Raw genomic sequence first — 11,809 nt, 5'->3', positions numbered from 1 at the left:
TATGGATAATGGCCGCACGCTATAGCGCGAATTTGTGTCAAGCGAAACGATTACATTTGAAACACTCGATCCCTGCAGCATTCAAGATATCGTGTTCGCGACGAGGCCCTTCAACCGATACAGCGCCTCCAGTGCTTCACGCGGTGTCATCTCATCCGGATTGATGGTGGATATGGCTGCGAGCAAACCACTATCCTTACCCTGAACCGGCTTGAGTGCCTGACGCCTTACTTCAACTGAAAACAGAGGCAAGTCGTCGATCAGCTTGTCAGCCTTGCCAGAGGTCTCTCCCGCTTCGAGCTGGTGCAGTACGTCGCGGGCGCGATTGACAACAGCTTCTGGCAGACCAGCCAGACGGGCCACCTGCACACCATATGAACGGTCGGCGGCGCCCTTGGCGACCTCATGCAGAAAAACGACATCGCCGTCCCACTCCTTCACGCGCATGGTCACGTTGCTGAGCCGTTCGAGTTTTTCTGAAAGTGCGGTCATTTCGTGGAAGTGCGTTGCAAAAATTGCCCGGCACTGGTTCTTTTCGTGCAGGTATTCAACCGCGGCCCAAGCAATTGAAAGGCCGTCGAAGGTAGCGGTACCTCGGCCGATTTCGTCGAGGATCACGAGCGAATGAGCGCTGGCCTGGTTGAGAATGGCTGCGGTCTCGACCATTTCCACCATGAAGGTAGAACGCCCGCGCGCAAGATCATCCGAGGCACCAACGCGGGAGAACAAACGATCCACAATGCCGATATGAGCAGAACCAGCGGGAACAAATGACCCCATCTGCGCAAGTATAGCAATCAATGCGTTCTGACGCAGAAAAGTGGACTTACCGCCCATATTCGGGCCGGTCAGCAGCCAGATTGCTCCCTTGCCGGTTCCTTCTGGAGAAAGATTGCAATCATTGGCAACAAAGGGAGCGGCCGCTTGCCGGCGCAGCGATTGCTCGACAACCGGGTGCCGTCCGGCCACAATCTCGAATGCAAGGCTGTCATCGACCAGCGGTCGGCAGTAGCCTTGTTCTTCAGCGAGCGTCGCCAGCGATACGGAGACGTCGAGCGCCGCCAGCGCCGCAGCACCTGCGCGAATAGTGTCGGCGTTGGCCACGGTCTCATTGGTCAAGGCGTCGAAAACGCCAAACTCGATCGAAAGCGCGCGTTCGGCGGCATTTGCTATCTTGGTCTCAAGCTCTGCCAGTTCTGTCGTCGTAAACCGCATCGCATTGGCAATGGTCTGACGATGGATGAATTTGCTCTTGGCTTCATCCGTATCGGTCATGACCGAGGCATTGTTGGCGGTTACTTCGATAAAATAACCAAGCACATTATTATGTTTGATCTTCAGCGATCTGACGCCAGTCGTTTCCATGTAGTCGGCTTGCAGACCAGCGATGATGCGGCGCGAATGATCCCGCAGTGCCCGCATTTCGTCGAGTTCGGCATGATAGCCTGGGCGGACGAACCCGCCGTCGCGCTTGAGAAGCGGCAGCTCATCGGCAAGCGCGCGGTCAAGATGTTCGGCGAATTCCAGCGGCAATTGACGAAGACATTCTCTGACCCGCGTGAGTTCTCCTGGCAGTTCTTCACGTTCCAGCAATTGCGCGATATCGCCCGCCGCTTCAAGACCACGGGCGAGTGCGCCCAGATCACGCGGACCGCCGCGACCAACTGCAAGTCGCGACAGAGCGCGGGGCATATCGGGCACGCCTTTCATCGCTTCACGAGCCAAATCTGCCAGCGGTTGGCGGAGGAGGAAGAATGAGATCGAATCCAATCGTTCCGCGATCGCAGCCGGATCGGTCAGAGGAGAGGTCAACCGTTCAGCGAGGAGACGCGCCCCACTGCCTGTCACCGTTCGGTCGATGGCCTTCAGCAGACTTCCCTCGCGTTTGCCGGAAAGCGTGCGCAAGAGTTCAAGATTGGCGCGTGTTGCAGGGTCTATGAAAAGCGAAGAACCTTCCGATTCCCGCTCGGGCCGCATCAGCGGCGGGCGCTCGGCAATCTGTGTCTTTTCGACATAGGCGATAGCACCGGAAATGGCTGAAAGCTCGGCACGCGAGAATTGGCCAAACCCGTCCAATGTGCTGACATCGAAATAGCGCTGGATACGGTTTTCTGCCGTAGCGCTGTCAAATAGACTGAGTGGCTGCGGGCTAACCGCCCGGCCGATGACATCGAAGACCGGCCGAAGATCCGGATCATGAAATACCGGATCTGCCACAATCAATTCGCGTGGATCCACACGCAGAATGTCCGCGAGCAACCGGCCAGGATCGGTTTCGCTCACACGGAATGTGCCGGTTGAAATGTCTATCCAGGCAAGAGCAAACTGACCTTTATCCGCCCCCCTTTCACACGGCCAAGTGTCATCAGATAATTGGCTTCTGATGGGTCGAGCAATTTTTCTTCGGTAATCGTGCCGGGTGTCACCAATCGAACGACATCACGTTTGACGACAGACTTTGCCCCACGTTTCCTGGCCTCCGCAGGATCTTCGATCTGCTCGCATACAGCAACGCGAAAGCCACGCGCGATCAGCTTCTGCAGATAATCGTCGGCGGCGTGGACCGGTACGCCGCACATGGGAATATCGTCGCCCAGATGCTTTCCGCGCTTCGTCAGCGTGATGCCGAGCGCGCGCGATGCCTCGACCGCGTCATCGAAGAACAATTCATAGAAATCGCCCATACGATAGAACAAGAGACTATCCGGGTTCGTCGCCTTGATTTCGATATACTGCTCCATCATCGGCGTTGGTCGCGCCAATATGTCAGCGTCGTAAGGGGACGGTTCGATGATGGCTGCCAGTTCGGCCAAGACGCTCTCCTGATTTCGATCAGGAGCAATCTATTCGCTATCGCAGGATTTACACACCTCTTCCGGGTTCATCCGTGGCTTTTCTCCACAGATGATCGGTCCAAGTCGAAGGTCTCTAGACGAAGCGCTTCGCTTCCGCAGCGTAATGGCTGATATAACGTTCCGAAATACGGCTGACCGGCAGAATGATAAAGACATCGGTTGTACCAAAGTCATGGTCCACCACAGCGCCATCGCCAATCATCGCGCCAAGCCTTAAATACCCCTTGATCAGCGGCGGCATGGCGAAGAGGGCCACTTTTGGATTGATCGCCTCATTCGGCACGAGATCCATCGCTTGATAAAGCGCGGGTAGAGCGCGAACGTCCCAGTCGGGTGTCGCACGGCAATTATGCTGCAAAAAGGACAAAGGTAGTGCGTGCGCCGCAGGAACCGTTCCCTGGAAGGATGCACAACCGAACATCACACCGATCGAGTGATGTCGGCAATAGGTCCAGATCCCTTGCCAAAGCAATTCGACTGTCCGTTTCGACCGGTATTCCGGGAGGACACAGGAACGGCCCAGTTCAAGAAAGCGCAATTCCGGCTTGGCCGTAACCAGCCGTTCGATCGAAAATTCGCTGGCTGAATAGAAACCCCCGGTTTCGAAAGCTTTTTCGGAGCGCAACAGCCGATAGGTGCCAACAATCTGCTTGTGTTTTGGACCGGCTATTGAAGTGTCATAGACAAGAAGATGATCGCAAAAGGGATCAAAACGGTCTGCATCACGCTGCTCCATCGTGGCAGAACCTTTGGCGCCCAACTCGTCAAAAAAAACCTTGAATCGCAATTGTTGTGACGAAGCGATTTCATCTTCCGTTTGCGCGAGGCAAACCTCCATCGTGCCGATGCGGCCAAGCACCGACGCAAGGTGTGGCGCCGTAAACGGCGAGGGAGTTGAATCAACGTGCGACATCACGCGTTGATCTTTAGTGATTGAAGCCGGTTCAAGCAAGGCGATGGTCATATCGATTTGGCTCATCCAGGAGATTTATCGGTATTCGTTCGTTCGTTGAATACAACAATTGGATGACGGCTACATGACGTGACAATGGGCTAATTACCCAGTTTCGTTTCAATTTTTGCCGGTTTGCCCGCCGCCGGTCCGCCGGTCGCGCAGCCAGACAAAAATTTCCTCGATTACAACCAATGCTGCGCCAACCGATATGTAGGCATCAGCGAGATTGAAGACGGCAAACGACCATGACGGCAGGTGGAAAAGAAAATAATCTATGACATACCCATGCAGGCTGCGGTCGATGAGATTGCCGATCGCACCACCAATGATGAGGGCAAAACCAAGCCGCGAAATCCAGCGCGTGGATGCAGTGCTCCACCACAGATAACTGACAAAACAAATGACGATGATTGTCAGGGCTATCAGCGCTGTATCTCCGAACCCACTTAACATCGAAAAGGCGATCCCATCATTGTGCACGCGAAACAACGCGAAAAAAGGCAAGAGATCGATTTGCTGCTGGTAGTCCATGCCAGTCTCGATGAAATACTTGACGATCTGATCACTGACCGTGGCGAAGGCGATGACGGCCAGAAGACTGTAGAATGCTTTGCTTTTCATAAATCCATTTTCTCAAACGTCAGGAGCAAGTTTCAATGCGTCGCGCCGGATCTCGAACAACATGACGCCGGTCGCAATGGCGAGATTGAGCGAATCGGCACGGCCTTCCTGTGGAATGCGTGCGAGCTGGTCGCACGATGAAGCCAATTGATCCGGCAAGCCTTGCTGCTCGTTCCCCATCAACAAAACGACCGGTCTGTTGGCATAGGGGATTGTTCGATAGTCAACGGCACCTTTCAGGTGCGTTCCGACCACCAGCCCTGAGAAACCTTTTCGCCAGGAAAGAAACTCGGCTTCAGTCGCACGTATGATAGGCATTGCAAAAACAGAGCCCATGGTGGCTCGGATCGTTTCCAGCGAGAACGGATCAGTCGTGTCCCCAATGAGAATGACGCCCTTTGCGCCTGCCGCGTCCGCTGTTCGAATAATCGTGCCGAGATTGCCGGGATCGCGCACGCGGTCGAGTGCCACATAGACCTCATTGGCCTGCGGTTTGATCGCCGGCAAGGATTGCACCTTCTGTTCGAAAACACCGACGACCATTTGCGGGTTGTCGCGACGCGTTATGGCAGCAATGACCTTTTCACTGACCTCAAGGACGTCGCCGCCCTTGGCGATGGTGCGCACGGCTACTGGCTCTACCAGCGAGTTGCCCTTGCCTGCTTTTGAGTAAACGAGGGTCTTGATTGTCCAGCCCAGGTCAAGGGCATCGATGACGAGTTTCAGTCCTTCGGCGAGGAAAACGCCCTGCTGGTCGCGGAATTTTTTGATCGCCAACGAGCGTAAATCCTTGACGATCGGATTGGTGAGGCTGGTGACCTCCTTGACCCTGCCAGGGCGAACCAGTCCGCTGCCGCGCCGGTGATCATCCTGTTTGTTCATCAAGCGCTCCAGCGGCTGAAAAGAGAGGTGGAAAGGGCACGATCGGATGAACGCTCGCGCAGGATAAGCTCGCCTGACTCGACCTTTCCTCCAAGCCCCGTGAACGCATCGCGCATCAACTCGTGGATCGCAAAAAACGAAGCGCGGATCGAATAGGCGGTCAGAACGACAGCGAGCGGCTTTGGCGTGAGGATCGAACGGCAAAGATCGACCATGTCCGGCAGATTGTCGAAAAGCTGCCAAACTTCACCATTGGGACCGCGTCCATAGGCCGGCGGGTCGAGAAGAATAATGTCGTACCCACTGCCGCGCCGCTCTTCGCGCGCGACGAATTTCATCGCATCTTCGCATATCCAGCGAATGGGTTTGCTGGAAAGCCCTGCCATCTCCTGATTTTCCCGTGCCCAGACTATAGCTTTCTTTGAAGCGTCAACATGCGTCACCTCTGCTCCCGCTCGCGCCGCAACAAGGGACGCGACTCCCGTATAACCGAAGAGATTAAGCACCTTGACCGGGCGGCTGGCGTTGCGGATCAGCTGGTCCATATGTGACCAATGCGTGCCTTGTTCCGGAAAAACGCCGACGTGCCGAAACGACGTGAAGCGTCCGAAAAACGGGATGCCGTCATAGGCAAGCGGCCAGGTTTCACCAAGTGGAACTTTTGGAAAGTGCCAACGTCCGACGCCCTCCTCATCCGTATTACCGGTGAATATTGCATCGGCCTGGTCCCACTCCGTTCTGTCCCAGGCAGGTAGCCAGATCGCCTGACCTTCTGGACGCACGATTCGATAGGGCCCGTACTGTTCGAGTTTTAGACCATTGCCGCTGTCAAGCAGCGCATAATCGTCGGAAGGCGAGGTTTCGAGGATGAATCCTGTTCGTTCCTGGGGGCGCACGCCGGTACGGCGAGTCAAAACGCGCTTTGGAGCCGCTTCCGAACGAGGCGCGGATTTTTGCTGAGGATCGATATCGGCGGGGCGGGGTGCTTTGGCAAATTGCGGCCGCGGCTTCACTGCGGCTTGCCGATGCGGCGCTCCTTTCGAAGCGCTCGCCTTCGGACCGAGCCCTTTTGCCTTCCTGATTTTTCCGCCAGACGATTTCAAGCCGTGCATCCCTCGCAGTTGATTGGATGTTTCCTATGTCAAGAGGAGGGAAGGCGAAAGCAAAAACGCTCAAGCGGAAGCCAAGATAGCCCTTTCATAGATCAAAATGCCCGCCGCAAGGTCTTCCAGAGCGGCGCCAACCGATTTGAAGAGCGTGATTTCGCTCGCGGATTGGCGCCCCTTGATCGTGCCGCGCGTCAGGTCAAAAAGGTCGCCGATGACGTGGCTTTCGTTAACGACGCCCGCCTTGATCGGCTGCACGATATCACCGCCCTCTTTCAGCGCACCGTCCCTGGTATCGACAAAAACGCGCGCCCGTTTGATGCATTCGTCATCGCTTTCGCGCATGGACGGCGTGAATGCTCCTATCAGATCCACGTGGGCGCCGGGCTTCAGGTGTCTGCCAAGGATCAATGGCTCAGTCGAAAGCGTGCCGGCAGTTATGATATCGGCCCCTGCGATCGCCTCATGCCTGTCGTTCACAACCTTGGCGTTGAAGCCATCCGCAACGAGCTCAGCAGCTACTTTCTCGGCTCCAGCGAAGTTGCGGTTCCAGATGGATATTTTCGTGATAGGACGAATGGCACTGTGTGCGCGTGCCAGAAATCCCGAAAGCGCGCCGGCCCCGAGCACCACGAGATTGGACGCATCTTCACGAGCCAGATAGCGGGCTGCGAGCGCTGATGCACCAGCAGTGCGCCACAGGGTAAGCCGTTGTCCGTCAATGAGAGCCTGTGGTTCACCGGTCTTGCCGTCAAGCAACAGATACACGCCCATGACAGCAGGTTTCGAGATGGCGCCATTGTCCGGGGATACGGTAACGATCTTCACGCCCATATAGCCTTTTGAGGAATCCCCCAAGGCGTTGAAGTCGGACCAGGCAGGCATCAGCAGCAGTGTTGAAGCCGCACCGTCCGGGCGATCGACGGTGTGGTGATGGCGCACCGGCTGAATCACTCCCTGACGGAATGCCTGTTCGAGTGCGTCGATCATATCCGGCCACTTCAATAGCCCATCGACCTCGGCCGGAGAGATCAGTTTCATTTCATATCCTCGGTGGTCGTTAATGGAGCGAAGGAAGGTTTGGCGTAGACGGTGTCTCGGCCGACGCCTTGCGGGCTTCCTTGCGCAGTAACTCCGCTTCGAGCTTGCGCTGACGCGCGAGTTTTCGATGTTTTCCCTGATTATACCAAGTCGCCAAGCTGCCAAGGATCAAACCGAGAATCAGGGAGGCAAACAGCCAGACAAAAAGCGGCGCAGAGTAGGAGAGGGCAGGGTTGCCCGGATTAAAAGGATCGATTGTGAACGATATCGTCTCGCGATTTGCAACAGACAAGGCGATCAGGATGACGGCAAGCGGCACCAGAACGAGGACAATGACAATACGATTGATCATATTTCTCTCCTGCAACGCTGATGCTCGGGGGACGCGTCCCTAGCCGTTGCCATTCAGCCTGTCGCGCAATTCTTTGCCGGTCTTGAAGAAAGGGACCCATTTTTCCTCAACGTCGACGCTTTCGCCGGTGCGCGGATTGCGTCCGCTGCGGGCTGGGCGGTTCTTGACGGAAAATGCGCCGAAGCCACGGAGCTCGACCCGATTGCCCTCGGCCAGTGCATCGGTGATCTCGTCAAATATGGCGCCGACGATGTTTTCCACATCACGCTGAAACAAATGCGGATTGCGGTTGGCAATGATCTGCACGAGCTCTGATTTGATCACAGCGAAATCCCTTCCGGTTCGAGATCAGGAGGACAAGGTCAAAAAGCATCAACCTGAATACTATGTCACTGATCTTATGAGTTTAATATCCTTATTGCGCGCCGACAGGCTTGCCGTCAACGTGCCAAACAGAAACGAGTCCGTCAAGGAACATGCGATCGCCGGTCAATTCGCGCAGCACCCCTGCAGTTTCTTCCGGAAGGCCGAGATATCTGGTCAGCATTTTCAGGGCGGAATGCGAAAAAAACATACCGAGTGAGGATTTCTCGACGGGCTTCCATTCGACAACTGGAAGTTTGGCATCGATCCCTTTTGTTTTGAGCCAGGCAATAGCCTTGTCTTCGCCACCAAGTTCGTCGATCAGCTTGTTGGCAACTGCTTGGCGACCGGTAAAGACCGAACCGTCGGCAAGGGCCAAAGCCTGTTCATGCGTAAACTTACGCCGTTCCTGGACCAAGCCTACAAACCAGTCGTAGGAATCGATGATCATCCGGTGAATCATCGCCTTTGCTTCGTCACTGGCCGGATTGAAAAAATTCGGTTCTGCCTTGAGCGGGCTGGATTTGATCGTCTCGACCTTCACGCCTAGTTTGGTAAGCAGCTGAGAAATATCAGGATATTGGAAGAGCACGCCAATGGAGCCGATGATCGAGGACTGGCGAGCCACGATGTGATCGCTTGCACTCGCAATCATGTACCCGGCCGAGGCAGCCAGCGTTCCGACTTGGGCAACGACAGGCTTCTTCAGGGCAAGCTTGCGCACAGCCTCGTAGATGGCTTCACCACCGGCCGTTGTCCCCCCCGGTGAATCGACGGAGAGGATCACGCCCTTGACCGCGTCGGAATCCTCCACGTCCTTCAGACGCTTGAGCAGTTCATCATTTTCAAAAATCGTGCCCTCAATGCGAACCTTGGCGATATGCGGCGCTGATTTACCGGAAAACCCTTCGGAGCCATTGAAAAAATAAAGTGAAATCAATGCAAGGGCTATGATCAGGAGCGTGAACGCGCGCCAGAATGTCAATTTTCTGCGAAGACGTCGTCTGTCGATAATTGCGTCAGCAGTGTTTGCCATAGTCCTATCCATTCGCTTTCAAACCAGGGTCAGCTATTCTTTGCGATATCATTTCGTCGAAGTCCAGACTTGCTGCGGGCGCTTGTTCGGCAGATTGGACCTTGTATCTCGTCAAATGACGGCATACTTGTTGCACCAGATGCAACTTCTGCGACAGGTACTTGCCCATTTCATCGAAAAATAACCATATTGGCGTTCAACTAGCCATTATATTGTAATCGGTAAACACAACCAGACCTATGTCCATCGAAAGAAACGATACGCGCGCGGGGCGCGATGTCACCGCCGACGCCGACCATCATGCTGAGGTCGCCCGGCAGTTCGCGGGCTCTGACAAAGACTCCATGGTGTTTCGTGCTGCGGAACGCCACTCGCGGCGCGTGCGGTTTCTGAAGTTTGCCTTGCCTGCGGTCGCTCTGATCGGTGCTGCTATTTTTTCCTGGTTCACTTTCTTTTCCACATCGAGTGTGCCGAGCAATATTTCGCTCGATAATGCCGGGATGGAAAACGGTAAACTTGTCATGACGAACCCGAAACTTGATGGATTTACGAAGGACAAGCTTCCCTACAAAATGAGCGCCGTGAGAGCACTGCAGGACGTAGGCAACAGCAATGTGATCTCTCTGGAGGGGATTAGTGCGGAAATTCCGGTTGGCAAGGACCTGCGCGCGCAGGTCACAGCGAAATCGGGTGTGTACGACAATGCGAACCGGCAGTTGAAGCTCGACAGCGCCATAAGCTTGACAACATCCGATGGCATTACTGCCCTGCTGCAATCGGCTGATATAGATATAGCTGGCAACACCATGTCGACGGACGACCCGGTCAGCGTAAAAAATAGCAAGTCGAGTATAACCGCGGACAGTATGCAAATTACCGAAAGCGGCAAGGTAATGACTTTTGAAAAGCGGGTAAGGCTTGTCATTCTGCCTACAAAGCTGCAAGAAGGTGACAAGGAAATCAAATCGTCAGAGTAATGTCTGGGGATTGTTGCTGATTTCAAGGGAAATCCCGGATTTAGGAGAGAAGACGATGTTGTGCGGGGCAAAACTGATCAGCATTTCGACCGTTGCGTTGGGCCTGTTGGCATCGTCCATGATGATTGCTCCCGTCCTCGCCCAGGACGCTTCTACTGCAACAACCGGAATCAAATTGTCAGGCGACCAGCCGATCCAGATCGATGCGGATAAGCTTGTGGTTCATGACAATGAGGGCACGGCCACCTTCACTGGCAACGTGACCGTCGTACAAGGTGCGACGCTTCTGAAAGCTGGTTCCATGATCGTCTATTACGTCAAGGGCCCCAAGAAGGACACAACCGGCGCTGCCCCTGCTGACGCGCCAAAAACCACGGGAGTGGCCGGTGCCGGAGCCCAGGATATCGATCACCTCGAGGTTAACGACAAGGTCTACGTTAAATCCGAAGATCAGGTCGCCACGGGTGATCACGGCACTTTTGATATGAAAACTGAAGTGCTGGTCTTGACTGGCAACAAGGTTGTCCTTTCCCAAGGCGACAATGTTGCCGTCGGGTGCAAGCTGACAGCGCAGCTCAAAACGGGCGAGGCCCAGCTTGAAAGCTGCAAGAGTGGTCAGACAGGTCGTGTCTCTATCGTTGTGGCTCCCAAGAACGCTCCGAAGAACTGAGCCCATAGTGTCCTTGTTTTCGCGTCGCTCTTCCAGCAAGCTTTCCGCTCGGCCTGACTCTACCATCTCTCAGGAAATGCGTCCTGCTGACCCGGCGGCGGTTGACCGTATGAAGGGCACGCTTGTCGCACGTGGCATCACCAAGAGCTACAATGGCCGCCAGGTCGTCAACGGTGTTTCCTTTGGGGTACGCGCTGGTGAAGCCGTTGGCATTCTCGGTCCCAATGGCGCCGGCAAGACGACCTGTTTTTACATGGTGACTGGTCTGGTCCCTGTCGACAAGGGCACGATTGAAATCGATGGCTTCGACGTAACGACGATGCCGATGTATCGACGTTCTCGGCTGGGCATCGGCTATCTTCCCCAGGAAGCCTCAATTTTCCGCGGTCTTTCGGTTGAAAACAACATCAAGGCTGTCCTTGAAGTTGTCGAGAAAGATCGGAGCGCTCGCGCTCAGGAACTCGACTCATTGCTTGAGGAGTTTCACATCGCTCACCTGCGCAAGGCCCCTGCGCTTTCCCTGTCAGGTGGCGAACGCCGCCGGCTGGAAATCGCTCGCGCCCTGGCGTCTCGTCCTAATTTCATGCTTCTGGACGAACCCTTTGCAGGTGTGGACCCGATTGCCGTTGCTGATATTCAGCAACTGGTGCGTCATTTGACCGGCCGGGGCATTGGCGTGCTGATCACCGACCATAATGTGCGCGAAACGCTGAAGCTGATTGACAGGGCCTATATCATCCACGCAGGACAAGTGCTTACCCACGGTCGACCGGATGAAATTATTGCCAATCAGGACGTTCGACGACTTTACCTTGGGGATCAGTTCAAGCTCTGATTTTCCCATTTTCGGGGTTTCATTCGCAAGAAATGCCATTTCTAATACGTCTTTAGATTGAAAATTGCCGCACCAACACGTTTTTCCCTTACTTGTGATTGACAAGCAAGGATTGG

General features: G+C 55.0%; 12 protein-coding genes and 1 pseudogene. 3 read left to right on the top strand and 10 right to left on the bottom strand.

Translation table 11 applies throughout. From position 1 onward, the window contains the following. Positions 1 to 81 precede the first annotated feature (81 nt). The 9 genes and pseudogenes from mutS to sppA form a co-directional block, all read right to left on the bottom strand. Positions 82 to 2,813, bottom strand: a pseudogene (gene mutS / locus N8E88_RS15870) (DNA mismatch repair protein MutS). Between the two features lie 115 nt (positions 2,814 to 2,928). Continuing rightward, positions 2,929 to 3,819 carry a l-ornithine N(alpha)-acyltransferase gene (locus tag N8E88_RS15865; RefSeq protein WP_410010678.1) on the bottom strand — a complete coding sequence of 297 codons (891 nt, stop codon included), beginning with the start codon at positions 3,817 to 3,819 and terminating at the stop codon, positions 2,929 to 2,931. A 108-nt stretch (positions 3,820 to 3,927) separates the two neighbouring features. Next, positions 3,928 to 4,431, bottom strand: coding sequence for a signal peptidase II (gene lspA / locus N8E88_RS15860; protein WP_262294507.1), 504 nt, complete (start codon positions 4,429 to 4,431; stop codon positions 3,928 to 3,930). A 12-nt stretch (positions 4,432 to 4,443) separates the two neighbouring features. Continuing rightward, positions 4,444 to 5,313, bottom strand: a complete 870-nt coding sequence (locus N8E88_RS15855) for a TrmH family RNA methyltransferase (protein WP_262294506.1) — start codon at positions 5,311 to 5,313, stop codon at positions 4,444 to 4,446. Further along, the gene (locus tag N8E88_RS15850; RefSeq protein WP_262294505.1) at positions 5,313 to 6,425 is read right to left on the bottom strand and encodes a class I SAM-dependent rRNA methyltransferase; all 1,113 of its coding nucleotides are present in this window, start codon (positions 6,423 to 6,425) and stop codon (positions 5,313 to 5,315) included. Before N8E88_RS15850 ends, N8E88_RS15855 begins: the two co-directional genes overlap by 1 nt. A gap of 60 nt (positions 6,426 to 6,485) precedes the next feature. Beyond that, positions 6,486 to 7,460: a bifunctional Delta(1)-pyrroline-2-carboxylate/Delta(1)-piperideine-2-carboxylate reductase gene (locus N8E88_RS15845; protein WP_262294504.1), complete on the bottom strand. Its 975-nt coding sequence runs from the start codon at positions 7,458 to 7,460 to the stop codon at positions 6,486 to 6,488. Between the two features lie 19 nt (positions 7,461 to 7,479). Beyond that, a complete protein-coding gene (locus N8E88_RS15840; RefSeq protein ID WP_262294503.1) occupies positions 7,480 to 7,812 on the bottom strand; it encodes a lipopolysaccharide assembly protein LapA domain-containing protein in 333 nt (110 codons plus the stop codon). A 39-nt stretch (positions 7,813 to 7,851) separates the two neighbouring features. Continuing rightward, on the bottom strand, positions 7,852 to 8,136 hold the full coding sequence (locus N8E88_RS15835; protein ID WP_106662485.1) for an integration host factor subunit beta: 285 nt from the start codon (positions 8,134 to 8,136) through the stop codon (positions 7,852 to 7,854). 91 nt (positions 8,137 to 8,227) lie between these two features. Next, the gene (sppA, locus tag N8E88_RS15830) at positions 8,228 to 9,211 is read right to left on the bottom strand and encodes a signal peptide peptidase SppA (protein ID WP_262294502.1); all 984 of its coding nucleotides are present in this window, start codon (positions 9,209 to 9,211) and stop codon (positions 8,228 to 8,230) included. A gap of 401 nt (positions 9,212 to 9,612) precedes the next feature. Here sppA and lptC point away from each other — a divergent pair, with 401 nt between their 5' ends. Further along, positions 9,613 to 10,188, top strand: a complete 576-nt coding sequence (gene lptC, locus N8E88_RS15825) for an LPS export ABC transporter periplasmic protein LptC (protein WP_262294501.1) — start codon at positions 9,613 to 9,615, stop codon at positions 10,186 to 10,188. On the opposite strand, the gene N8E88_RS15820 is transcribed toward lptC, so the two are convergent. After that, positions 10,180 to 10,308, bottom strand: coding sequence for a hypothetical protein (locus N8E88_RS15820; protein ID WP_262294500.1), 129 nt, complete (start codon positions 10,306 to 10,308; stop codon positions 10,180 to 10,182). The two genes, lptC and N8E88_RS15820, sit on opposite strands and share 9 nt — an antisense overlap. On the opposite strand from N8E88_RS15820, the gene N8E88_RS15815 reads away from it, so the two are divergent. Beyond that, positions 10,307 to 10,858, top strand: coding sequence for an LptA/OstA family protein (locus N8E88_RS15815; RefSeq protein ID WP_262294499.1), 552 nt, complete (start codon positions 10,307 to 10,309; stop codon positions 10,856 to 10,858). The genes N8E88_RS15820 and N8E88_RS15815 overlap by 2 nt on opposite strands. Positions 10,859 to 10,934: 76 nt before the next feature. Then, a complete protein-coding gene (gene lptB, locus N8E88_RS15810) occupies positions 10,935 to 11,693 on the top strand; it encodes an LPS export ABC transporter ATP-binding protein (RefSeq protein WP_112525525.1) in 759 nt (252 codons plus the stop codon). Positions 11,694 to 11,809 lie beyond the last annotated feature (116 nt).

The sequence above is a fragment of the Phyllobacterium zundukense genome, assembly GCF_025452195.1.
Lineage (GTDB): Bacteria > Pseudomonadota > Alphaproteobacteria > Rhizobiales > Rhizobiaceae > Phyllobacterium > Phyllobacterium zundukense_A.
This window is presented reverse-complemented; position numbering and strand designations above follow the sequence as displayed.

Excerpts from the sequence above, each read along its gene's own strand:
- N8E88_RS15840 (WP_262294503.1), bottom strand. The coding sequence starts at position 7,812 with ATGATCAATCGTATTGTCATTGTCCTCGTTCTGGTGCCGCTTGCCGTC.
- lptB (WP_112525525.1), top strand. The coding sequence starts at position 10,935 with ATGCGTCCTGCTGACCCGGCGGCGGTTGACCGTATGAAGGGCACGCTT.
- N8E88_RS15855 (WP_262294506.1), bottom strand. The coding sequence starts at position 5,313 with ATGAACAAACAGGATGATCACCGGCGCGGCAGCGGACTGGTTCGCCCT.
- N8E88_RS15865 (WP_410010678.1), bottom strand. The coding sequence starts at position 3,819 with ATGACCATCGCCTTGCTTGAACCGGCTTCAATCACTAAAGATCAACGC.
- N8E88_RS15850 (WP_262294505.1), bottom strand. The coding sequence starts at position 6,425 with ATGCACGGCTTGAAATCGTCTGGCGGAAAAATCAGGAAGGCAAAAGGG.
- N8E88_RS15815 (WP_262294499.1), top strand. The coding sequence starts at position 10,307 with ATGATGATTGCTCCCGTCCTCGCCCAGGACGCTTCTACTGCAACAACC.
- lspA (WP_262294507.1), bottom strand. The coding sequence starts at position 4,431 with ATGAAAAGCAAAGCATTCTACAGTCTTCTGGCCGTCATCGCCTTCGCC.
- sppA (WP_262294502.1), bottom strand. The coding sequence starts at position 9,211 with ATGGCAAACACTGCTGACGCAATTATCGACAGACGACGTCTTCGCAGA.
- N8E88_RS15820 (WP_262294500.1), bottom strand. The coding sequence starts at position 10,308 with ATGGACGATGCCAACAGGCCCAACGCAACGGTCGAAATGCTGATCAGT.
- N8E88_RS15845 (WP_262294504.1), bottom strand. The coding sequence starts at position 7,460 with ATGAAACTGATCTCTCCGGCCGAGGTCGATGGGCTATTGAAGTGGCCG.